This is a genomic window from Arthrobacter bambusae, assembly GCF_022606295.1.
GTDB lineage: Bacteria > Actinomycetota > Actinomycetes > Actinomycetales > Micrococcaceae > Arthrobacter > Arthrobacter bambusae_A.
In genome coordinates, this window is sequence record NZ_JAHHZS010000029.1 from 1 (window position 1) to 22,487 (window position 22,487).

Here is a 22,487-nt window from a genome sequence, read left to right on the forward strand (position 1 = left end):
TCGCCGTAGGGGGGCCCCCCCCCCCCGCCCCCCCCCCCCCCCCCCCCCCCCCCCCCGACGCTGCCATGTTCAGCCCACGTGGACCCACGGCCTGCGCGTGATGTCCGGTTCGGCTTCGCGGAGCACTTCGCGGGTCACCGGTGCGATCTCGCCCTCGCCGAAGAAGAGGAACTTGCTCAGGTTGGCGATGGGGTTGCCTTCGGTCCAGCGGAAATAGATGTGCGGCATCAGTCCCGTCACGTCGCGGATGTGGAGGAGCACTGCGGCCAGCGTGTTGGGCACGTTGTTGCTGTGGATCTCGAGGATCTTGAAACCGTGACGGCGTATGCCCTGGACGAGGAGTTCCTGCTCGAAGTCGGAGCTGTCATCGACGATGATCTCGATGAAAATCGCGTCGCTGTCCACCGGCAAGTGGTTGGCCTGCTGGGCGTGCTGCAGCTTCAGCTGGTACCGGTCTGCGCTCAGCCGCTTGGGCTCGTGCGCGATGATCCGGATGGGGCCTTCCTCGTTGGAGGCCGTGAACTCGAGGGCCATCTGGTCCATCTTGATGTGGGTAGCCCTCAGTTCGAAGGACCGGCGTACCCGCGACGCGAAGCTGACCAGGACAATGCCCAGGATGAACAGTGCCGCGATCCTGATGCCGTCCGGGCGTTCCACGACATTGGCCACTGTGGTGTAGGCGAAGACCACAGCCACCACCCCGAAAGCGATGGTCTTGCCCCTCTCTTTTTTCCGGCGTGCGGACAGGGTGACCGCTATCGAGGCCGAAGTCATGAGCACCAGGACGCCGGTGGCGTACGCGCCGCCTTGGGCCTCCACGTTCGCCTCGAAGACCAAGGTGATGATGAATCCAACGGCCGTGAAGACCAGGACCAGTGGGCGGACCGCTTTGGTCCACGCCGGGGCCATGCCGAAGCGCGGCAGGTAGCGCGGCACGAGGTTCAGCAAGCCGGCCATGGCAGAAGCGCCGGCAAACCACAGGATGGCGATGGTGCTGATGTCATAGACCGTGCCGAAGCCGTCGCCCAGGAATTGGTGCGCAAGGAAGGCGAGGGCTCGTCCGTCTGCCTTCCCTCCCGGCTGGAATTCGGCGGCCGGAATCAGGAATGTGGTGATGAAGCTGGAAGCCACCAGGAAGGCACTCATGATGAGCGCCGCCGTCGTGAGCAGTTTGTGGGTGCCGCGGATGCGGCCCGCCGGATTTTCCTCCGTGTCGCTGGGGCTGCCCTTGATCTGTGGCATGACCGCGACGCCGGTTTCGAATCCTGAGAGGCCGAGCGCAAGCTTCGGGAAAACCAGGAGCGCGATGCCCACCATGATCAACGGGTTGCCGTGCTGTTGGTTCAGTGCGGCCCACCAGTCGGTCACCACATGTGCCTCGGTCACTACGTGCACCAAGCCGACCGCGACGACGACGGCGTTCAGCACCAGGTAGATGCCCACCAGAACGACGGCGACGTTGATGGCTTCCTTGAATCCCCGGAGGAACACCACGCCCAGCCCGGCGATGAGCGCCAGGGTGATGGTGATTTCCTGCCCGTGGAGCCATTCCGGGGCAAAGGGGTTTTCGATGGCGTGGGCGCTCGCGTCGGCGGCGGAGAGGGTCATGGTGATCATGAAGTCCGTCGCGGCGAATCCCAGCAAGGCGAGCACGAAGAGTTTGCCGCCCCAGCGGGGGAGGAGCCGCTCGAGCATCGCGATGGAGCCTTCGCCACGCGCGCTTTCGGAAGCGACCCGGCGGTAGACCGGCAGGGCGCCGAGCAAGGTGACGGCGACCAGGACGATCGTGGCCAGCGGCGAGACGATGCCGGCCGCGAGCGCGGCAATCGCGGGCTGGTAGCCGAGCGTGGAGAAGTAGTCGACGCCGGTGAGGCACATGACTTTCCACCAGGACTGGGGCGTGTGGTCCTCGTCCGGTTTGCCGTGTGGACCCTGGCGCTTTCCCGATGTTTCAGGCATTCCGTCAAGCAGCCAACGCTTGAATTGCCCCTGCTTGATGTCTCCCGCGGGTCTGCGCCGGTCAGAGGGTTCGGCAGGCGGCCTGGTCAGCGTTGTCACATGGTCCTTTCGCGCAGCCTGGAAGCTGCTCCAGATGGAGCGTACGGGCGGGGCAGGGAGGGGATGCCCGTCTTTATGGAATCTTTACGCCGCCTGTGAGGGGGGTCACTTCCAGGTGGACACATTCACATCATTTGGCATGTGAGCAGCATCACGTAGCATATAGAACGTCCTATGTTGGATGTGAAAACAATACGAAAGGGCTACGCATGAATAACCCGCTACTCAGTGACAGGGCCAGGGGGCGGCTGCCGTGGAGCAGGCTCGCCGTCTCCATGGCGGCTGCCGCAGCTCTCATGACGTCAACCGTTGTGCCCGCTTACGCTGCGTTGGATCCGTTCCCGAGTCCCAACGTCCCCTCCAACCCTCCGGGAAGCTACGCCGAGCAGGTCCTCGCTTCGAACGGCGACAACGCCATCGACCCCGTCCTGGGCAAGTACTACAGGATCGTCGCGCTCGCGGATTTGGGCGACGGCGTTCTCCTGGCTTCCTACGACGGCCGTCCCGATGGGGGCGATTCTCCTTCGCCCAACTCCATCGTCCAGCGGCGCAGCACCGACGGCGGAAAGACGTGGGGCAGTCCTACCTTCATCGCGCGGGGACAGTTAAGTTCAGCAGGCGTCCAGAAATACGGTTTCAGCGATCCCAGCTACGTCGTGGATAAGGTCACCGGGGCGGTATTCAACTTCCACGTCTACTCCAAGAACCAGGGATTCGCGGGCAGCGTGCTCGGCAATGACGATTCCGACCCCAATGTGATCAGCTCCCAAGTGTCCGTTTCCACCGACCGCGGACTCACATGGTCCACGGACCCCGGCAACCAGCCGACCCTGCCCGTTCCGTCCAGCTATCCGGCGGGTTCGGCCTACGCCGGGTTTGCGGGTCCGCTCATCACCGCCACCGTCAAGCCGAACGGGAGCACCATCAACGGCGTTCCCAACGTCGGCGGAGTGGTCAGCATGTTCGCCTCGTCGGGTGAGGGTATTCAGCTCAAGTACGGAGCGCATGCCGGAAGGCTCATCCAGCAGTTTGCCGGAACCATCGTCCAGCCCGATGGGAACCGCCAGATCCAGGCCTACAGCGTCTATTCCGATGACCATGGCAAGTCCTGGAACATGGGCACGCCCACCGGAACCGGCATGGACGAGAACAAGACGGTGGAACTCTCCGACGGCCGCGTCATGTTGAACTCGAGGGACAGCACCGGCGCCAATCCGCACTTCCGCAAAGTGGCGTATTCCTCCGACGGCGGAGTCACCTACACCACGCCTGTTGCGGAGACGCAGCTCCCGGATCCGCGGAACAACGGTTCCATCACCCGGATGTATCCGGATGCCGCAGCGGGATCGGCGGACGCCAAGAAGCTGCTGTTCTCCAACTCGCCCACACCCACCGCCGGTGGCGCGCGCGTAGACGGCACGGTCCGCTACTCCGCCGACGACGGCAAGACGTGGGGCTCCTCGCGCGTCTTCAAGGCCGGAAGCATGTCCTACTCCACCCTGAGCGCCCTGTCGGACGGTACTTTCGGCGTCCTGTACGAAGGTGACAACAACACCATCACCTTCGGGAAATTCGACACCGCCTGGCTGAGCCCGGTTGCCGCCGTCGTTGTCCCGGGTGCGGTCACCGTCACGAACGGCGGCAGTGCGCAGCTCAGCGTGACCGTCACCAACAACGACAGCTCGCCGCTTCCCGCGTCGACCGTCAGCCTCGACGCGTTGCAGGATTGGACGTCGACGACGGCGGACCTCGCCTCCCTCGATCCGGGCGCCTCGGCGACTGTGCAGCTGACTGTCGCGGCGCCGTCGTACGCCAAAGCAGGCGCGGTACCCCTGACGGCCAGGTTGAACGTCGGCGGGGCCTCGATGACAGCGCCGGTATCAGTGACCGTTGCGGGTGGTTCTGCAGGCAACGTGGTGGGCGCCTACATTTTCGGTGCCCGCAACGACGCCGGAAGGGACCTGGCAAGCCACCCGTACACGGCGGGCAGCCCAGTGCCCTACAAGTTCCGGGTGTACAGCACGGGCAACGTCACTGAATCCGTTGTCCCCCAGTCCGGCAACTTCCAGCCGTTCCTGCCGCCGGGTTCGGGCAACTGCCGGTTCAGTGCCCTCGGTGTGTGGGGCAATTACCTCTGCGGAACCCCGCAGCACACCGTGACGGCGGACGAAGCGGCGCAGGGATTCTTTGTCCCGATCACTGTCTGGCAGGTAACGGGAGCCGGCGCCGCCACCCAGAATTACACCGTCACGGGTGACGAGGTGGACCTGCTGGTCCGCAATCCCCAGTTGAGCGGATCGGTGGTGTCCACGTTCAACGATGTGGACGGGGACGGGTTTGCCGGTCCGGGCGACACAGTGACCTTCGCCTACACCGTCACGAACACGGGCAATGTGGCCTTGACGGACCTTTCGGCTGCGGCCCTTGGATTGTCCAAGCCGACCCTGGCCGTGGGTGAGTCGGTCAACCTCACCTCCACCTACACACTGACCGAGGCCGACATTGCTGCCAAGCAGCTCCCGGCCACGACCATCCCTGTCAGTGCGAACAACGGCGCCAAGCTTGCATCGCTTCAGCTGGACAGGCAAGCCGTCGCCCTGAAGGTCAAGCCTGCCATGCCCGGTTCGGAACCTGCCTTGGCTTCCCAGGAGTTGATCGGTGCCCATCCGCCGCTGGACTTGGGGCTCGGTACGGACAAATACCGCGGCGGCCAGACCGTGACGGTCCACAACGTGGAGTACGGCCAGTGGTACTACGTCTACCTGAACAAGCGCAGCTACCGTCTGGGCTGGTTCTTCCCGTCGCAGCAAAACACGCTGTCCTTCGTCCTGCCCAACGACGTGAAAAACGGCATGGACAGCCTCGTCGTGCTCGATTCGGAAGGCCATCAAGTGTCATTCGGAGACTTCCAAGTGACGCCTTTCGGGAGCAAGTAGCCCGGGCGGGGACATGAGGTGACAAGCTGGGCCGGGCTCCGGGGGAGTCCGGCCCGGTCTTGTTGTGGTCGAACGAAGGGTCCGTTCTGCTCGTAAACAAGTGATGCATATAAGGCAACTTTGAGTGTATGATTGGTGTCACAGTCACTGTCCGATCCACCTATTCACAAAGGAGTGGCGCATTTTGGAAGAGCTTCGTATTGAGGCCAACGGCAACCTTGGTCCCATTGATTCGGCCCGAATCCCGCGCTATGCCGGTGCTGCCACCTATGCCCGACTGCCCCGCTTGGACCAGGTATCCAAGGCCGATGTCACGGTGGTCGGCGTTCCCTTCGACTCCGGTGTTTCCTACCGCCCCGGCGCCCGCTTCGGTGCCAACCATGTGCGTGAGGCCAGCCGCTTGCTGCGTCCGTACAACCCGGCCTGGGATGTCAGCCCCTTCGAGAACATCCAGGTCGCCGACGCTGGCGACATGGCGGTGAACCCGTTCAACATCAACGAGGCCATCGAGACCATCCAGCAGAATGCACTGGACCTGACCGCCAATGGAAGCAAGCTCGTCACGCTTGGCGGCGACCACACGATCGCCCTGCCGCTGCTCCGGGCCGCCGCCGAACGGGCGGGCGAACCCGTTGCCATGCTGCACTTCGATGCCCACCTGGACACCTGGGACACCTACTTCGGCGCCGAGTACACGCACGGCACCCCGTTCCGCCGCGCCGTCGAAGAGGGCATCCTGGACACCGAGGCCATCAGCCACGTCGGCACCCGCGGCCCGCTTTACGGCAAGAAAGACCTCGACGACGACCACCGCTTCGGCTTCGGCATCGTCACCTCGGCGGACGTCTACTACCAGGGCGTCCTGGAAACCGTGGCCAAGATCCGGGACCGCATCGGCAACCGCCCGCTGTACATTTCGGTGGACATCGACGTCCTCGATCCGGCCCACGCTCCGGGCACAGGCACGCCTGAAGCCGGCGGCATCACCAGCCGCGAGCTTCTCGAAATCATCCGCGGATTCCGTGGCATGAACCTCGTTGGCGCAGACATCGTTGAGGTCGCCCCGGCCTATGACCACGCCGAGATCACCGGCGTCGCAGCCAGCCACGTTGCCTACGAGCTCGTCACCCTCATGGCCGACAACGCCGTCGAAGGCAACCGCCACGGCGCGCTCAACGGCTATGCCGCCCAGGCCCTGGGCCAGGAATCCCGGCGCCCGGCCGGCTTCGCTCCGGCGGTCACGAAGTGACGGACCAGCGCAACGGCGGGGACCTCGTCGTCGAGACCCTCGAGGCGCTCGGCGCGAAGACGGTCTTCGGGATCCCGGGCCAGCACGCCTTGGGATTGTTCGACGCGATGGGCCGCGGCAATCTGCACTTCGTGTCCTCCCGGGTGGAGAACAACTCGGCCTTCGCCGCTGACGGATATTCCCGTGCCACGGGTGAGGTCGGGGTCCTGTTCCTGTCCACGGGCCCGGGGGCTCTGACATCCTTGGCCGGCTTGCAGGAAGCGTATGCGACCGGCGTGCCGATGGTGGTCGTGGCGAGCCAGATCCCCTTGGACGGTCTGGGTGCGCGCCGGAAGGGCATGCTCCACCAGCTCGATGACCAGAAGGCCTCGGCCGCGAACGTCACCAAGAGCCAGCGCCTCATCCAGCACGCGTCCGGGATTCCTTCGGCCATCCAGGACGCCTGGACCGAGGCCATCTCCTCCCCGCAAGGGCCCGTGTGGATCGAGATTCCGCAGAACGTGCTCCTGGATCCGATCATGGTCCCGCCCGTGGAGGATGCCCTTGCCGAAGCGGCCGACAACCCGCCGCGCGTGGAGCTGATCCGCGAAGCCGTCAAATGGCTCTCGACGGCGGAGCGGCCGGCGATCATCGCCGGCGGCGGCACCCGCCGTGGCCGGGCCGAGAAGTCGCTCCTGTCGATCGCCGAGAAACTCCGTGCCCCGGTCATCTGCACTCCCGGTGGCAACGGGGCGTTCCCGTGGACCCACGAGCTGTCCTTGCAGTCCTGGATCGAAGACCGCCACATGACGGATGTCCTCGAGGACGCCGACGTGCTGATCGTCATCGGTTCCTCCCTGGGTGAGGTAACGTCCAACTACTTCACCTTCGAGCCGCGCGGCCGCATCATCCAGATCGACGCCGAACCCCGGGTCCTCGAGTCCAACCGGCCTGGCCTGGGCATCCGCGCCGACGCCGGCCAGGCGCTTTCCGCGCTCGACGAGGCGTTGCCTCCGGCTGCGACGGCACCGGACTGGCGCGGCGCTACGCCCGAGGCTCTTGTCAAGGAGTCCCTGGCCAAGGTCAGGGCGCGACTTGAAGAGCAGGACCTCGGCAAGGAACTGAAGTTCATGGCCGACATCCGCGAAGCGGTTCCGGCTGACATGCAGACCTTCTGGGACATGACCATCTCGGCCTACTGGGGATGGAGCTGCTGGGATTCCCGCGAGGGCCAGTTCCACTCGGCCCAGGGCGCGGGCGGCCTCGGCTACGGCTTCCCGGCCGCGATCGGCGGTGCCGTGGGGCTGGAAACCGTGGGCAAGCCCGGCCGGGTGCTGGCTGTGTCCGGCGACGGATCCTCCATGTACTCGATCTCCGAGCTGGCCACCGCCAAGCAGCACAACGTCCCGGTCACCTGGCTGATTGTCGACGACGGCGGCTACGGCATCCTGCGCGAATACATGGTGGGCGCCTTCGGCAAGGCCACGGCCACAGAGCTCGCCCGTCCCGACTTCGTCAAGCTCGCCGAGGCCTTCGGTGTCCCTGCCCGCAGAGTGGCCCCGGAGGATGTCGGGGACGCGCTCCGGGAAGGCTTCGCCGCGGACGGTCCCAACGTCGTCGTGGTTGAAACCCTCCTGAAGATGTTCGGCCCCACGCACTTGGGCGACTGACTCAAACCCGCCTCAAACCCCAGCGCGAGCTGGCAGTTGATGACCCCTTTGTCGAAAGACGGGGGCATCTGCTGCCGGCTCGCGCTTGGTGGTTAACGCGCGTCACACATCATTAGTTTCCCAAAGCAATCATTTTGGCGTATAGTTGCTTTAGGCAAACAAAAGTGAGGTGTCTTCCATGGCTGTCGCATCCAGCACAGCAACCGAACTCGTCCATCAGATCTTCGATCTCCAGCGGGTGCTGCGTTGCATCGTGACCTCGAACATCGCGAAAGATGCCGACGTCGGATTCGCGCTGCAGGGTGTCATGCGCTTCATCGGCGAGGGGGAGTCCCGGGCCACGAAGCTAGCCTCCCGCCTCGGCGTCAGCCCCCCGGTCCTCAGCAGGCACATCGCCGAACTCGAGGAACTCGGCCTGGTGGTCCGCCGCCCCGATCCCGCCGACGGCCGCGCGCAATTGGTGGCCCTTTCGGAATCCGGGATTGAGAAGGTCCGGGACTTCGAAGAACAGCGCAGCCTCAACCTGCGGGCCTACCTCGCGGAATGGAGCGAGGAAGACGCCTTGGAAGCAGGGCAGGTCTTGGAGAAATTGACCACATCACTCAACTATTCAGTCCGGGCAACGGCGGCCGGCTCCCACCACTCGAACCACACAGCTTAGGAGCAGCAGCAATGGCAACCCGAATACAAGAACGTTCGACGGCGGTGCCGGCGTCATCCGCGCCCATGACGCACCGCCAGATCATGGAGGCCCTGACGGGCCTCCTTGCGGCATTCTTTACCGCCATCCTGAGCAGCACGATCGTGGCCAACGCCCTGCCGACCATCATGTCCGACCTCCACGGCACCCAAACGGACTTCGCCTGGGTCATCACGGCCGCGCTGCTGGCCAACGCCGCCACTACGCCCATCTGGGGCAAGCTCGCCGACCTCTTCGACAAGAAGCTCCTGGTCCAGCTGAGCATCGTGATCTTCGTGGCCGGCTCTGTCATGGCCGGTTTCTCCCAGAGCATTCCCTTCCTGCTGACGGCCCGCTTCATCCAGGGCATCGCCTTGGGCGGCCTCACCGCTTTGGCCCAGGCCATCATCGGCACCATGATCCCGCCGCGGGACCGTGGCAAGTACTCGGGCTACATGGGCGCCGTCATGGCGGTCGGTACCGCCGGCGGCCCGCTCCTCGGTGGCTTCATCGTTGACAGCCCGCTCGGCTGGCGCTGGACGTTCTTCGTCTGCGTGCCACTCGCCGTCGTCGCGCTCATCCTGCTCCAGGTGACCCTCAAGATCCAGCACGTCAAGCGCCCGGCCAAGATCGACTGGCTCGGTTCCGTCCTGCTGACCTCGGGCGTGAGCCTGCTCCTCATCTGGGTTTCCTTCGCCGGCAACCCGGACTACTATGACTGGATCTCCTGGCAGTCCGCCCTCATGGTAGGTGGCGGCGTGCTCCTGCTGGCCCTCCTCGTGGTGGTCGAATCCAAGGTGGCCCAGCCCATCATCCCGCTGAAGATCATCTCCCAGCGCACCACCGCTTTGGCGATCCTGGCCTCTGTGGCCGTTGGTATCGCGATGTTCAGCTCCTCCACCTTCCTCGGCCAGTACTTCCAGGTAGCCCGTGGTGCCACGCCCACCGAGGCAGGGCTCCTGACGCTGCCGATGATTGCGGGCAACCTCCTGGGCTCGGTGGTCTCCGGCCAGCTCATCAGCCGCTTCGGCAAATGGAAGCGCTTCCTCCTGGCGGGTACTGTGCTCCTGGCCGGCGGCCTTGCCCTCACCGGCACCATCGACCACACCACGGCGCTGTGGGTCACGTGCTGCTACACCGCGATCTTCGGCCTTGGCCTTGGCTTGCTGATGCAGAACCTGGTCCTCGCGGTCCAGAACACCGTCCGCGCCCAGGACATCGGAACGGCCAGCGCGTCCGTGGCATTCTTCCGCTCCGTCGGCGGTGCGATCGGTGTTTCCGTGCTCGGCGCCATCATGGCCACGCACGTCAAGGACCTTGCCACCCAAGGCTTCGCCGCGGCCCACATCCCGGTGAGCGGTGGCTCGGGCGATGCGAGCATGGACCTGACGGACTTGCCCGCCCCGATCCGCGACATCATGCGTGCCGCCTACGGCGACGCGACAGCCCAGATCTTCATGATCTCCGCCGTCATCGCCGTGGTCGCTTTCCTCGCGGTGCTGTTCATCAAGGAAGTTCCGCTGCGGAAGACCGTGGACGCTTCGCCGGAGAAGGAATTGCTGGCAAACGCTTCCGGCGAGGCCGCCATGACGCTGGACACCTCTGCATTGCCGGTCATCGAATCCGCCGGATTTGCCCAAGCAGCCGACGACGGCGGCACCCCCTTGGGTGCCAGCCGCGCCCGGGCGGCGGCCGAGAAGGAGCACGATGAGCTTGACCTTGAGTTTGCCCGCATCCTCACCCAGGAACGGCCGGACCCCGCCGCCGGCCTGCGCGAAGTCCAGGACCAGCTCGCCCGCACCCAACGCTTGCTGGCCGAGCAACAGCTTCAGCTGAGCAGGGCACAACGCGAACTCCAGGCACGCGTGCACGAACAGCAGGCCACCGCCGTCGAGCAGTCGCGGATCGCCGAGGAGTTGGCCGCGCTGCGCAAGGAACTCAAGCGTGAGCGCCGCCGCCAGGAAAGGGCAGCCTTGCTGCTCCTCGCGGGCGACGCCTCGCGGGCAGGGGAGACCGGGCGGCACGCCGGCTAGGGGAGCCTGGCAGGCAACCGCCTGCGGGACGCGTGGCCGGAGCCGCTGCAGCGAGTTTGGACGCTGCAGCGGCTCAGCTACGTCGCAAGGATGATATTCGGCTACCGATATTTCGTTGAGGCAACGGATTTCGTAGAGTTGAGGGACTAATTCTGTCAGCGCCTGCTGCTATCCATGCATTGAGTTATTCGCAGTATTTAGTCATTTGCAGTATTTAGTCATTCGCACAGTCATCATTCGCGCACTCTCTCACTAAGGATCCGTGGGCATGCTTGTCACCCTGATACGGCGCTACTCCAAGCCGTATTTGCCGCAGATACTGGCCGTCATCATCTTCCAGCTGGCGTCTACGATCGCCACACTCTATCTTCCAAGCCTCAACGCAAAAATCATCGATGAGGGGGTTTCCCGGGGGGACACCAACTACATCTGGCAAACCGGTGCCCTGATGCTCGTGGTCGCGCTCGGCCAGGTCATCGCGGCCATCGCGGGGGTCTACTTCGGATCCCGCGTGGCCATGGCCATGGGACGCGACTTGCGCAGGGACGTCTTCCGCAAGGTCAGCAGCTTCTCTGCCAAGGACGTCAACAGCTTCGGCGCACCCACGTTGATCACCCGCGGCACCAACGACGTCCAGCAAGTCCAGATGCTCATGCTGATGGGCCTGAACTTCATGGTTTCCACGCCCATCATGTGTGTTGGCGGCATCATCATGGCCTTGCGCGAGGACCTCAGCCTCTCCTGGCTCGTGTGGGTCTCCGTGCCCCTGCTGGTGGCCGTGGTTGGCTACCTCGTGGTGAGGCTCATGCCGCTCTTCCGCTCCATGCAGATGAAGATCGACGCCATCAACGGCGTCCTGCGCGAACAGATCATCGGCATCCGCGTGGTCCGGGCGTTCGTTCGTGAACCCTACGAGGCCAAGCGCTTCGGCGACGCCAACAAGGACCTCACCCTGGTTTCGGTCAAGATCGGCAACCTGTTTGTGCTGATGTTCCCGGCCATCGGCATGATCCTGCACCTTTCCACGGCGGCAGTGCTGTGGTTCGGCGGCCAACGGGTGGATGCGGGCAACATGCAGGTGGGTTCCTTGACTGCCTTCCTGCAGTACCTGCTGCAGATCCTCATGGCCGTCATGATGGGTACCTTCATGGCCATGATGATCCCGCGCGCATCGGTGTGCGCGGACCGCATCGGCGAGGTCCTCGACGTCGAACCCTCCATCCACGATCCGAAGGCGCCGGTGGCGCCCGCGGAAAAGAAGGGTCGCGTCGAATTCCGCGATGTCACCTTCAAATACCCCGGTGCCGAAGCTCCCGTGTTGAGCAACATCTCCTTCACCGCGGAGCCAGGCCAGACCCTCGCCATCATCGGCTCCACCGGCGCAGGCAAGACCACCTTGGTGTCGCTGCTGCCGCGCCTGTACGACGTCGCGTCCGGCGATGTCTTGCTCGACGGCGTCCCGGTCACCAGCCTGGACCGCGATGAAATCACCAGTCGCGTGGCCACGGTGCCGCAGAAGCCCTACTTGTTCTCCGGAACCATCGAGCACAACCTGCGCTTCGGCAAGACCGACGCCACGGACCAGGAACTCTGGGATGCCCTGGAAACCGCGCAGGCCAAGGACTTCGTCATGGAAAAGTCCTCCGGCCTGAACCGACGGGTGGCCCAGGGCGGCACCAACGTTTCCGGGGGCCAGAGGCAACGCCTCTGCATCGCACGGGCCCTGGTGACGCAGCCCAAGGTCTACCTTTTCGATGACTCCTTCTCGGCCTTGGATGTTGCCACGGACGCCCGCCTTCGCCGGGCGCTGAAGGAAAAGACGCAGGATGCCACGGTCATCATCGTGGCCCAGCGCGTCTCCACAATCGCGGACGCGGACCAGATCCTGGTCTTGGACAACGGCAGGATCGTTGACCGCGGCACCCATGAAGAACTCCTGGAAACCTCACCCACGTACCAGGAGATCGTCGAATCCCAGCTGAGCGCGGAGGAAGTGGCATGAGCGAACAGAATCAGCAAAAGCGCGGTTGGGCCGCGAAAGCCGAAGCAGCGAAGGCCGCGCGCGAAGCCGCGGATGCGAAGGACGCAGCCGCTGACGGTGCAGTGACCGCTGTGGACGATGACGACATCGAAGAAACCGAATACACCCCGGGCGAAGCCGACGGCGGAATGTTCGGCAACCTGCCGGCCAAGAAGGCCAAGGCGTTTGGACCGTCGGCCAAGCGGCTCCTCGGGCTGCTCAAGCCGGAGGCCGCCGGAGTCGTCTTCGTCATCGGCCTCGTGGTGGTCTCGGTGGTCCTGAACGTCATCGCCCCGAAGATCCTCGGCAGCGCCATGGACGTCATCTTCGGCGGGGTCATGGGCAAGCAATTGCCTCCCGGCGTGAGCCAAGCGGCCTTCGCCGAGGGCCTCCGCCAGGCCGGCCAGAACAACTTCGCGGACATGGTCTCCAAGATGGAGCTCACCAACGGGATCAACTTCTCCAAGCTCACGTTCCTGATCTCGATCGTGCTCTTGATGTACTTCGTGGCCAACATCTTCCTGTGGGCCCAGGGCTACATCCTGAACAAGATCGTCATGAAGGTCATCAACCGGCTCCGCAATGACGTCCAGGCAAAGCTCAACCGCTTGCCCCTGAACTACTTCGACACCCGCCAGCGCGGCGACATCCTCTCCCGCGTGACGAACGACGTCGACAACGTCCAGCAAGGGCTGCAGCAGGCGTTCGCGCAGCTGGTCAGCTCGGTGCTGACAGTCTTCGGCATCACCATCATGATGTTCATCGTGTCCTGGCAGCTCGCCCTCATCGCGCTGGTTGCCCTGCCGCTCTCCGGCGTCCTTGCCGGCGTCATTGGCTCGCGCAGCCAGAAGCTCTTCGCTGCCCAGTGGAAGAACACCGGTTCCCTCAATGGCCAGATCGAGGAATCGTTCTCGGGCCACGAGCTCGTCAAAGTCTTCGGGCGCGACGCGGACATGCTGGAGCGTTTCGACGAACGCAACGAAGCCTTGTACAAGGCCTCGTTCGGGGCGCAGTTCGTTTCCGGCATCATCTTCCCGGCGATGAACTTCGTCTCCTACCTCAGCTACGTGGGCATCGCCGTCGTCGGTGGTTTGCGCGTGGCCTCCGGTTCCATGAGCCTGGGCGACGCCACGGCGTTCATCCAGTACTCGCGTGAATTCACCCAGCCGCTCGGCCAGATTGCCGGCATGGCGAACATGCTCCAGTCCGGCGTGGCTTCGGCTGAGCGCGTTTTCGAGTTCCTGGATGCCGATGAGGAAGAGCCGGAGAACGCGGCCCGCCACCTGCCCCCGCGCACGGACGGCCACGTCGAGTTCGAGAACGTGTCCTTCAGCTACGTCGCAGACAAGCCGCTCATCGAGAACCTCTCCCTCAGTGCGGAGCCCGGACACACCGTGGCGATTGTTGGACCCACAGGCGCGGGCAAGACCACCCTGGTCAACCTTGTCATGCGGTTCTACGAACTCAATTCGGGGCGTATCACCCTGGACGGGGTGGACATCAAGGAGCTGAGCCGTTCCGAGCTTCGTTCCAAGGTGGGAATGGTGCTGCAGGATGCCTGGCTGTTCGGCGGGACCATCTACGACAACATCAAGTACGGCAACCTCGACGCCACCGAGGAACAGATCATGGAGGCGGCGAAGGCCACGTACGTGGACCGCTTCGTGCGTGCCTTGCCGGATGGCTACCAGACCATCATCGACGAGGAAGGCAACAACGTCAGCGCGGGCGAGAAACAGCTCATCACCATCGCGCGGGCCTTCGTTTCCGATCCCTCGCTGTTGATCCTGGACGAGGCCACGAGCTCCGTTGACACGCGTACCGAGCTGCTGTTGCAGAAGGCCATGGCTGCCCTCCGCACGGATCGCACCAGCTTCGTCATCGCCCACCGCTTGTCCACCATCCGCGACGCCGACACCATCCTCGTGATGGAAAACGGCAGCATCGTAGAGCAGGGCAACCACAACCAACTGCTCGCATCGCAGGGCGCGTACTACCGCCTGTACATGTCGCAGTTTGCCGGTGAGGATGCCGGGGAAGCCGTGGTGGATGACTCGACGGCGGTGCACAGCTGAGCCAGCGAATCACGGTCCAAGTTCCGATGCGTTGGGGAGACATGGACGCGTACGGGCACATCAACAACGTCCAGATCGTGCGCATGCTCGAAGAGGCCCGCATCGCGGCTTTCGGTCCGCCCCGCGGTGCCGGACTCCCCGGAGTGGAAGCGCCGGTCTCCGTCTTCGACTCGGTTGAAGACGGGGTCATGACCCTTGTGGTGGAGCACAAGGTCCGGTACGTCCGGACCTTGGAATACCGGAACATTCCGGCGCTAGTTGAGATCTGGGTCGGCGCCGTGAAGGGGGCGAGTTTTGACGTGCACTACGTCATCAAGGATCCCGTGACCGGCCAGGACTGCGTCAACGCCAGTACCCATCTGGCGTTCGTCGACGAGTCCACGGGCCGCGTCCGCAGGCTCACTCCCGAACAGAAGCAGCAGCTGGAGCCGTACCGGACCTAGCGAAGCATTGCAGCAGCGCCCTGGGCGCCCCGGTGGCCGTAGAGTTTCCCCATGAAACTCGAGATCGTCGCCGTCGGCGCCCAGGGCGCTGCCGTTGCCGCCGAAGAAGGCGCGGACCGGATTGAACTTTGCAGCGCCTTGGAGCTCGGGGGACTGACCCCGAGCCAAGGGCTGATGGAAGCCGCGCAGGAAGCTGCCGACGGACGGCTGGAGATCCACCCGCTGATCCGCAGCCGGCCAGGAGATTTCCTGTACTCCGACGCCGATGTGGACACCATGGACCGCGAGATCCGGTTCCTGCTCAACCAAGGGGCTCACGGAGTGGTGATCGGAGTCCTCACAGCCGCCGGCGATATCGACGTCCAGGCCACTCGAAAGCTTGCCCACACGGCCCTGGAGACCAACCCCGACGCCCAACTGACCTTCCACCGGGCCGTCGACCATACTCCGGACCCGGCGGACGCCGTCGAGCAGCTCGTGGAGCTTGGATTCCACCGGGTGCTCAGCTCCGGGGGCGCCGCCACCGTGGGGGCCGGGATCGGGACCCTCGAGCGGATGGTCCGGCGGGCAGCGGGGCGGCTTGAGGTCATGGCTGGCGGCGGACTCGCCCTGGACGATATCCCGGCATTGCATGCCGCGGGACTAAGCGCGGTCCATTTGTCAGCCAAGGCCACGGTTTCCACGTGGAAGAACCGTGCGGATTCCTTCGGTGCGCCCGGCGATTCAGACCCGACGGCGTACATGGTCACCAACCGGGACCTGGTGAGGGCCGCCCGCGCCGCCTCCCGCTGACGCCCCCAACTAGCTAGCAGTTAATGTCGTTCTGGGCGCCCAAAGCGACATTAAGTGCGAGTCAGTTGGGTGGGTCCCTTTACACGGCGGCGACTTGGGTCAAGGATAGGTGAAGCATTGCGATCGAAAATAGCCTCCAGGAGTCACAAAGATGCAAAACCTGAGCTTCTCCACCATCACCCTGAACATGGCGGAGTTGGGCCCCAATAGCCCGTTGCCGGTTGTCGCGGCAGAACTGGACCAGCCGTACAGGATCGGCGACGGGGTCCCGCAGGAACTGCAGGCTGCAGCCCGCTACGGCCAGGTGCCGAACATGTTCCCGTACCTGATGCAGGACGGCTACTCGCGCGAGCGGACCGCCCATGAGGTGCCAGCGGTCGTGCTCGAGAACAGCAAACTGCGTGCCGTTGTCCTCCCCACCTTGGGCGGCCGGCTGTGGGAGCTCTTCGACACGGCCTCGGGCAAACATCTCCTGCACACCCATGGGACCCTGCAGTTCGCCAACATCGCCCTGCGCAAGGCCTGGTTCGCCGGCGGCCTCGAATGGAACATCGGCACCCGCGGGCACTCGCCCACCACATGCGATCCGGTGCACACCGCGATCGTCAAGACCCCCGAGGGCCACGACGTCCTGCGCATGTGGGAGTTCGAACGCCTCCGCGAAGTGGTTTTCCAAGTGGACATGTGGCTTCCGGAGGACTCGGACGTGCTGCTGACTGCGGTCCGGATCAGGAACCCCCATGACCACGAGGTCCCCATGTACTGGTGGAGCAATGCCGCCGTTCCCGAGACGGCGGAAACTCGCGTGATTGCGCCCGCCACGGAGGCCTTCGGCAGCGATTACACCACCGACATCGCCCGTGTCCGGCCCACGGAACACCAGGGCCTCGATGCCACCTGGCTGGTCAACAGCCCGCACGCGGCGGACTTCTTCTTCGACATCCAGCCCGGGCACCGGCACTGGATTACCGCGGTAGACCACGACGGCGACGGCCTGGCCATGCTGTCGACCAGCCTCCTGCGCGGGAAGAAGTTGTTCGTGTGGGGCCAGGGCGACGGCGGGAAGCGCTGGCAGGAATGGCTCAGCCCCGGTGCCGGCCCCTACGCGGAAATCCAGGCCGGGCTGGCGCAGACCCAGTTCGAGCACCTGGCCATGCCTGCCGGCGCCGAGTGGAGCTGGGTGGAGGCCTACGGCAACGCCAAGCTGGATCCGGCGACCTCCCATGGCAAGGATTGGGCTGCGGCCGTGACCCACGCCAGTGCCCGGCTCGAAGAACTCGTCCCGGACGCGGAGCTTGAAGTGGCCCTCGCCGAAGCCGCGCGGAACTATGCGCTGCACCCGGACAAGATGCTCGTGCGCGGCAGCGCTTGGGGTGCTTTGGAGAGCGCCCGACGCCGACACTCAGGCCGCGCGTGGCTGGACGAAAGCGGCACGCCCTTCGCCGACGATGCAACCCCTGAGGCCACCGAGGAAACAGGCCCGTGGCACAGCCTGCTGGATGGGGCTGGTTTCCTGGGCGCTGAGACCTTCGTGGCTGGGGCCGATTGGGAAGAACTGTTGGCCAAGGATGGCGGTGCGGAGGCGCAGTTCCACCTCGCCACGATGACGCACGCCCGGCAGGACCTCGACGGTGCGATCGCCGGATACGGTTCCGCGCTGATTTCCGACGGTCTCTCGCCACGGTCCACGGTCCTCGCCCACCGGGGCCGCGCCCTCGCGCTGCTGGCCACCGGCAAGGTCGACGAAGGCTTGGCTGAACTGGCCGTCGCGAGCCGGCTGGAGCCGTCCAACCTCCCCCTGCTCAGCGAAGCCATGACCCTCAGCATCCGGCATGGGAACCCCGCGCAAGCACTCGCCTTGGCGAGCGAGGCACCTGCCGGAATGTCCGACGTCGGGCGCGTCCGTTTCCTGATGGCGCTCGCCCTCTGGGGCGTCGGCAACGGCCAGGAGGCTGCAGGGATGCTCCGCGAGGGCATCGAGATCCCGGACATCCGGGAAGGCGAGGACGGGATCGCCGAGCTGTGGCAAGAAGTGTGCCCCGGGGAGCCGGTGCCTGCCCATTACCGCTTCGGAATGCACTGAACTTCCGGAGCGCACAGGCTCGGGGCACATGCGGCAGGAGGCAAGTTGCGGGACGCATGTGGCAGAACGTAAGAGGCGGGGCGCCTGTGGCGGGGGTGCCGACTTTGCTGATGCCAGCACCAAGTTAAACCATGTAAGTTGGCATGGTGACTCCCTCCACCAAAACCCCACTGACCCGTGCCCCCGGTATCTCCAAGGAGATCGAAGATGCGGCGTGGTTCGTGCTGGGCCCGGGGCTGCAAGGCAAAGCCTCGGCGCTCGACGGCAGCACCCGCACTTGGACAGTGGACGCCGCCAGCGAGCTCCTGGAGCGCTTGGAACGCGGCGTCGGAGATGCCAAGGCACCCATGATGACCAACCTGCGCCAAAACCTTGAAGGGGCATCACGCGAGGCCAAGCTGCTCGCCGTCGAACTCCTCTTCCTGCAGTCCTTGCCCCTCGCGCACGAGGTCAAATCGCTCAAGGTCAAGCGCGCCCGCGTGGCCGAAGCCGCGTCCTGGCTCGATCCCGAGCTACAGCTCCCCAAGGAGCTGTACAAGGGCATGACCGATCACGGCGTCATCCGTGACCGGACCGCGGAATTCAACTGGACCATCTGGGACCACCTGACCTGGCTGTGCCGCTTCGTGGCCCACATCGATGGCCAGTCCAACGCGAGTATCACCAAGGCCCTCAAAGACCCGCTGAAATTCCACGAACTCGCCGCGGCGACCCCCGAGGACCAGCCGGCCATCCGGCGCAGCATCGAATACCTGGCGTGGCCCAGCTACTTCGAACCAGTGGTTGCCGACGTCGAGCGGCGCGAAATCCGGGACGCTTTCGCCTCACTCGTTGGCGGCGCGCACGGCGAAACGGAAATCGACATCACCGCGGACGTCAACCGCATCCGGCTGTACTTGGACGAACAGGCGGGCCAGCGCATCGATTGGTACGACCGCCAGCTCGTGAGCCAGTGGCGCAAAGTGGGAGATCCCGGCCGGCGTGCGTGGCTGCTGCGCACGCACCAAGACTCTGCAGAGCTTCTCGCCGCGTGGCGGGACGAGGAAAAGGCGACACTCGACGTCGAGCACCTCCGCGAACTCACCCCGGGCGTGACAGCTGGCCTGGTGCAGCATGCCGTGGACGAGGACTACAAGCACCTTGGCTACGTGGAGCGGGAGGACACCAAGACCGCTGTTTTCGCGTTCCTGACCGTGATGAAGCCCGGCGACCTCGCCCTTTTCCAGAACTCCGGAGCCATCAGGATCGGCGTGGTCCTGGGCGAGCCGGAACACAACGAGGACAACCGCCGGCTCCGCCGCAAAGTGCGTTGGTTTGACGAGACCCACCCGATCGCCGAGGCTCCGCGGCACGTCCAGCGCCAACTCTCCACGTCGGGAATCGTCGTGGACGTCACCAGGGTCATCCAGTCGCTGCAGTCCCTCCTGCCCGCCGAAGCCGAGTCCGACGGCGAGGAAGCCGCCGCCCCGGACGCCGTCGTCGAGCCCGTCATTGAAGGGTTCCGCCCCCTCACCGAAGAGTTCGCGGCTTCCCTCCACATGGAGCTCGAGCCGCTCAAGGAGATCGCCGAACTCCTTGAGGAGAACCGCCAACTGGTGCTCTACGGCCCTCCGGGAACGGGAAAAACCTACCTCGCGAAGCATTTGGCGGCCGAACTCGCTGGCGACAGCACCGATGAGCGCGTCAAGCTGGTCCAGTTCCACCCGTCCTACGCGTACGAGGACTTCTTCGAGGGGTACCGGCCGGACAAGACCGACGACGGCCAGGTGTCGTTCAAGCTCGTCGCCGGGCCGCTCCGCCGCCTCGCCGAAGAGGCCGCGAAGCCCGGGAACTCCAACAAGCCGTACTTCCTCATCATCGACGAGATGAACCGCGCCAACCTGGCGAAAGTGTTCGGTGAGCTGTACTTCCTGCTGGAATACCGCGACGACCGGATCTACCTTCAGTACAGCCCCAACGAACCGTTCAGCCTGCCGGACAACCTCTACATCATCGGCACCATGAACACGGCAGACCGCTCCATCGCCATGATGGACGCGGCGATCCGCCGTCGCTTCGCGTTTGTCGAGTTGCATCCCAAGGTGGAACCGATCCGCGGTTCGCTCCGGCGGTTCCTCACGGCCCGCGGCCTGGACACCCTCAACGCGGACCTGCTGGACGCCCTGAACGACTCCATCGACGATTGGGACCGGGACTTGATGATCGGCCCCTCCTACTTCATGAAGAACGCGGCCCAGAACCCTGCCGGGCTGCGCCGGATCTGGAAATACGAACTCATGCCGCTTCTTGAGGAGCACTACCACGGTCAATTGAACCGGGCCCAGCTGGAGGAGCGCTTCGGTCTGGACCAGTTGTTGGGTCGACTTGCAGTCCGCTAAGACCGCGCCGCCGCGGCCTACCCGCGCACCAGGCACCGGAAAGCCAGCGGTCCGCACGTCCCCGAAAGCTTCCACGGTGCGGCACATCGTCATGGACGAGCTCTCCGGCGGGATCGTGGACAAGCTTGATCCGGACACAGCCGCCCTCCTCAACTCGAGTGGGCTCGCGAAGGCCTCGCCCATGGGGATGGGCCTTTACCGCATCGAGCCGGTGGGCAAGGTGGGGTCCGTGCGGACGCCGACCGTACAGTTCGAGGTGCGGCCCAAGGACCGCCTCGGCCTGAACCGGCTGCTTTTCTTGCTTAGCTACGCCGGGGACCAGGGATTCCGCGAGGATTCGGTGGCCGCCGTCGAGCACAAGGACCTGTGGAGCGCCCTCGCCGAGTCACTCGCCCAGTTGTCGGAGCGCGCCCTCAGCCGCGGTCCGCTGCAGGGGTATCTCACCGTGGACGAGTCCCTCCGGACGGTCAAGGGCCGCATCCGGATCTCGGACCAGATTTCGCGCCGTCCCGGGATGCTGGTTCCGCTTGAAGTCTCCTACGACGAATTCACCGAGGACATCGCCGAAAACCGCATCCTGCGGGCCGCCCTCGAGCGGATGGGCAAGGTTCCCGGGGTGCGGCAAGATGTCCTGAGCCGCCTGCGGCAGCTCAAGGGAAAGCTCGACGCCGTCACGCGGCTGCAGTCCGGGGCGCCCCTCCCGACTTGGCAGGCCAACCGCATGAACCTCCGATACCACCCGGTCCTGCGCTTGGCCGAGCTCATCCTGCGCAATGCCTCGGCCGAAGCGGGGGCGGGGAAGCAGCAGACCGCCTCGTTTGTGGTGGACATGTCCACTGTGTTTGAAGAATTCGTGGGCGTGGCTTTGCGGGCGGCCATGCGGGCACATCCCGGTGAAATGCGGCTTCAATACGGCGCGACGCTCAACGAAGCTGTGCGGGATTCGGACCGGCTCACAGTGCGCCCCGACGCCGTGCATTTCCTGGGTGGCAGGCCCGTGGTGGTGTACGACTCCAAATACGCCTCGGCTACCGATTCCGGGGCATCGTTGAACGCGGACCACTACCAACTCCTGGCCTACTGCACGGCCCTGCAAGTGCCCACGGCGTGGCTGGTCTACGCGGGCAAGGGGGAGATGAAGCTGCGGCGGATCCTCAACACGGACATCGACATTGTGGAGTACCCCCTGGACCTGTCCCGCCCGCCGGTGGAGATCCTTGCCGCCGTCACGGACCTGGCCCAGCAGTCCTGGGGAGAAGTGGTGCGCCAGGCGCGACGGTGAGGTGCCTGCGTGTTCCGTCCAGGCGGCGGGCGGACTAGCCTGAGAGGGCAAGTCACTGCAGATGGAGGCGCCATGCACAGCAAGAAAAAGAAAAAGTCCTGGAAGGACATGACTCCGGGGCAACGGGTAGGCGTGCTTGTGGTGGGTGCGGGACAGATGGCGTTGCTCATCGCGGCACAACGCAGCATTTCCAAGACCCCCGCGGCCCAGATCAGGGGAAACAAAGCCGTATGGCGGGCCGCAAGCTTCATCAATTTCTTTGGGCCGCTGAGCTATTTCCTGTTCGGCCGCCGTCGAGGAACTGCGTGAGCTGACTCTCCAAGGCCGAACGGTCCCGCAGTTCGCATTCCCACACGGTGAGAACCTCCCATCCTGAGGCTCTCAGCAGTTCGCGCTGCCCGGCGTCGCGCTCCCGGGTGCGGTTGCGCTTGGCTTCCCAAAAGTCCGCGTTGGCCGTCGGAGCGTGCAGGCCTGCCTTGCAATCGTGGAAGTGCCAGAAGCACCCGTTCACGAAAATCACCTTGCGACGGCCGGCAAACACGAGATCCGGGCTGCCGGGCAACTTCCCGCCCGCGGCCCGGCCGTGGAGCCGGTACCGGTAACCCTTGGCATGCAGGAGCCGACGGACCAAGAGCTCGGGCTTGGTGTTCTTGCCCCGGATCTTGGACATGTTCAGGCTGCGTTGCTCAGGCGTCAGCAGGTCGCGGCTCTCGCCCATATCCTCAGTCTACGCAGCGCCCCTGAAACGCCCGCTCACGTATCGCGCCCAAATCCGAAACGCCCGCTCACGTATCGCGCCCAAATCCGAAA

At 64.8% G+C, this 22,487-nt stretch carries 15 protein-coding genes; 13 read left to right on the plus strand and 2 right to left on the minus strand.

All coding sequences use genetic code 11. The annotated features are described in order from the left end of the window. Nucleotides 1-69 precede the first annotated feature (69 nt). The gene (locus KNN17_RS17230; RefSeq protein ID WP_241710173.1) at nt 70-2,058 is read right to left on the minus strand and encodes an amino acid transporter; all 1,989 of its coding nucleotides are present in this window, start codon (nt 2,056-2,058) and stop codon (nt 70-72) included. Nucleotides 2,059-2,267: 209 nt separating this feature from the next. Here KNN17_RS17230 and KNN17_RS17235 point away from each other — a divergent pair, with 209 nt between their 5' ends. From KNN17_RS17235 to KNN17_RS17295, 13 genes are all read left to right on the plus strand, one after another. Further along, nucleotides 2,268-4,994, plus strand: coding sequence for an exo-alpha-sialidase (locus KNN17_RS17235; protein WP_241710174.1), 2,727 nt, complete (start codon nt 2,268-2,270; stop codon nt 4,992-4,994). Between the two features lie 184 nt (nt 4,995-5,178). Next, on the plus strand, nt 5,179-6,243 hold the full coding sequence (speB, locus tag KNN17_RS17240; RefSeq protein WP_078106159.1) for an agmatinase: 1,065 nt from the start codon (nt 5,179-5,181) through the stop codon (nt 6,241-6,243). Further along, nucleotides 6,240-7,892: a thiamine pyrophosphate-binding protein gene (locus KNN17_RS17245; protein WP_171983411.1), complete on the plus strand. Its 1,653-nt coding sequence runs from the start codon at nt 6,240-6,242 to the stop codon at nt 7,890-7,892. Before speB ends, KNN17_RS17245 begins: the two co-directional genes overlap by 4 nt. A 178-nt stretch (nt 7,893-8,070) precedes the next feature. Then, complete coding sequence (locus KNN17_RS17250; protein WP_241710175.1) at nt 8,071-8,553, plus strand: MarR family winged helix-turn-helix transcriptional regulator; 483 nt, start codon at nt 8,071-8,073, stop codon at nt 8,551-8,553. 11 nt (nt 8,554-8,564) lie between these two features. Beyond that, entirely contained in the window at nt 8,565-10,604 is a 2,040-nt protein-coding gene (locus KNN17_RS17255; RefSeq protein ID WP_241710176.1) for an MDR family MFS transporter, read from the plus strand. Nucleotides 10,605-10,872: 268 nt separating this feature from the next. After that, nucleotides 10,873-12,606 carry an ABC transporter ATP-binding protein gene (locus KNN17_RS17260; protein ID WP_241710177.1) on the plus strand — a complete coding sequence of 578 codons (1,734 nt, stop codon included), beginning with the start codon at nt 10,873-10,875 and terminating at the stop codon, nt 12,604-12,606. Next, nucleotides 12,603-14,699, plus strand: a complete 2,097-nt coding sequence (locus tag KNN17_RS17265; RefSeq protein ID WP_274619745.1) for an ABC transporter ATP-binding protein — start codon at nt 12,603-12,605, stop codon at nt 14,697-14,699. Before KNN17_RS17260 ends, KNN17_RS17265 begins: the two co-directional genes overlap by 4 nt. A 26-nt stretch (nt 14,700-14,725) precedes the next feature. After that, nucleotides 14,726-15,142: an acyl-CoA thioesterase gene (locus KNN17_RS17270; RefSeq protein ID WP_241710178.1), complete on the plus strand. Its 417-nt coding sequence runs from the start codon at nt 14,726-14,728 to the stop codon at nt 15,140-15,142. Between the two features lie 51 nt (nt 15,143-15,193). Beyond that, nucleotides 15,194-15,934, plus strand: a complete 741-nt coding sequence (locus KNN17_RS17275; protein ID WP_241710179.1) for a copper homeostasis protein CutC — start codon at nt 15,194-15,196, stop codon at nt 15,932-15,934. 151 nt (nt 15,935-16,085) lie between these two features. Next, nucleotides 16,086-18,017: a DUF5107 domain-containing protein gene (locus tag KNN17_RS17280; protein ID WP_241710180.1), complete on the plus strand. Its 1,932-nt coding sequence runs from the start codon at nt 16,086-16,088 to the stop codon at nt 18,015-18,017. Between the two features lie 143 nt (nt 18,018-18,160). Continuing rightward, nucleotides 18,161-20,395, plus strand: coding sequence for an McrB family protein (locus tag KNN17_RS17285; RefSeq protein WP_241710181.1), 2,235 nt, complete (start codon nt 18,161-18,163; stop codon nt 20,393-20,395). Nucleotides 20,396-20,486: 91 nt separating this feature from the next. Further along, the gene (locus tag KNN17_RS17290) at nt 20,487-21,677 is read left to right on the plus strand and encodes an McrC family protein (RefSeq protein ID WP_241710207.1); all 1,191 of its coding nucleotides are present in this window, start codon (nt 20,487-20,489) and stop codon (nt 21,675-21,677) included. 72 nt (nt 21,678-21,749) lie between these two features. Continuing rightward, entirely contained in the window at nt 21,750-21,986 is a 237-nt protein-coding gene (locus tag KNN17_RS17295) for a PLDc N-terminal domain-containing protein (protein ID WP_241710182.1), read from the plus strand. Here the strand turns inward: KNN17_RS17295 and KNN17_RS17300 are convergent. After that, nucleotides 21,928-22,395: a very short patch repair endonuclease gene (locus KNN17_RS17300; RefSeq protein WP_078106150.1), complete on the minus strand. Its 468-nt coding sequence runs from the start codon at nt 22,393-22,395 to the stop codon at nt 21,928-21,930. The two genes, KNN17_RS17295 and KNN17_RS17300, sit on opposite strands and share 59 nt — an antisense overlap. Between the last annotated feature and the right edge of the window lie 92 nt (nt 22,396-22,487).

Coding starts and splice junctions, on each gene's coding strand:
- KNN17_RS17235 (WP_241710174.1), top strand. CDS start 2,268: ATGAATAACCCGCTACTCAGTGACAGGGCCAGGGGGCGGCTGCCGTGG.
- KNN17_RS17250 (WP_241710175.1), top strand. CDS start 8,071: ATGGCTGTCGCATCCAGCACAGCAACCGAACTCGTCCATCAGATCTTC.
- KNN17_RS17255 (WP_241710176.1), top strand. CDS start 8,565: ATGGCAACCCGAATACAAGAACGTTCGACGGCGGTGCCGGCGTCATCC.
- KNN17_RS17260 (WP_241710177.1), top strand. CDS start 10,873: ATGCTTGTCACCCTGATACGGCGCTACTCCAAGCCGTATTTGCCGCAG.
- KNN17_RS17265 (WP_274619745.1), top strand. CDS start 12,603: ATGAGCGAACAGAATCAGCAAAAGCGCGGTTGGGCCGCGAAAGCCGAA.
- KNN17_RS17270 (WP_241710178.1), top strand. CDS start 14,726: ATGCGTTGGGGAGACATGGACGCGTACGGGCACATCAACAACGTCCAG.
- KNN17_RS17275 (WP_241710179.1), top strand. CDS start 15,194: ATGAAACTCGAGATCGTCGCCGTCGGCGCCCAGGGCGCTGCCGTTGCC.
- KNN17_RS17280 (WP_241710180.1), top strand. CDS start 16,086: ATGCAAAACCTGAGCTTCTCCACCATCACCCTGAACATGGCGGAGTTG.
- KNN17_RS17285 (WP_241710181.1), top strand. CDS start 18,161: ATGGTGACTCCCTCCACCAAAACCCCACTGACCCGTGCCCCCGGTATC.
- KNN17_RS17290 (WP_241710207.1), top strand. CDS start 20,487: ATGGACGAGCTCTCCGGCGGGATCGTGGACAAGCTTGATCCGGACACA.
- KNN17_RS17295 (WP_241710182.1), top strand. CDS start 21,750: ATGCACAGCAAGAAAAAGAAAAAGTCCTGGAAGGACATGACTCCGGGG.
- KNN17_RS17300 (WP_078106150.1), bottom strand. CDS start 22,395: ATGGGCGAGAGCCGCGACCTGCTGACGCCTGAGCAACGCAGCCTGAAC.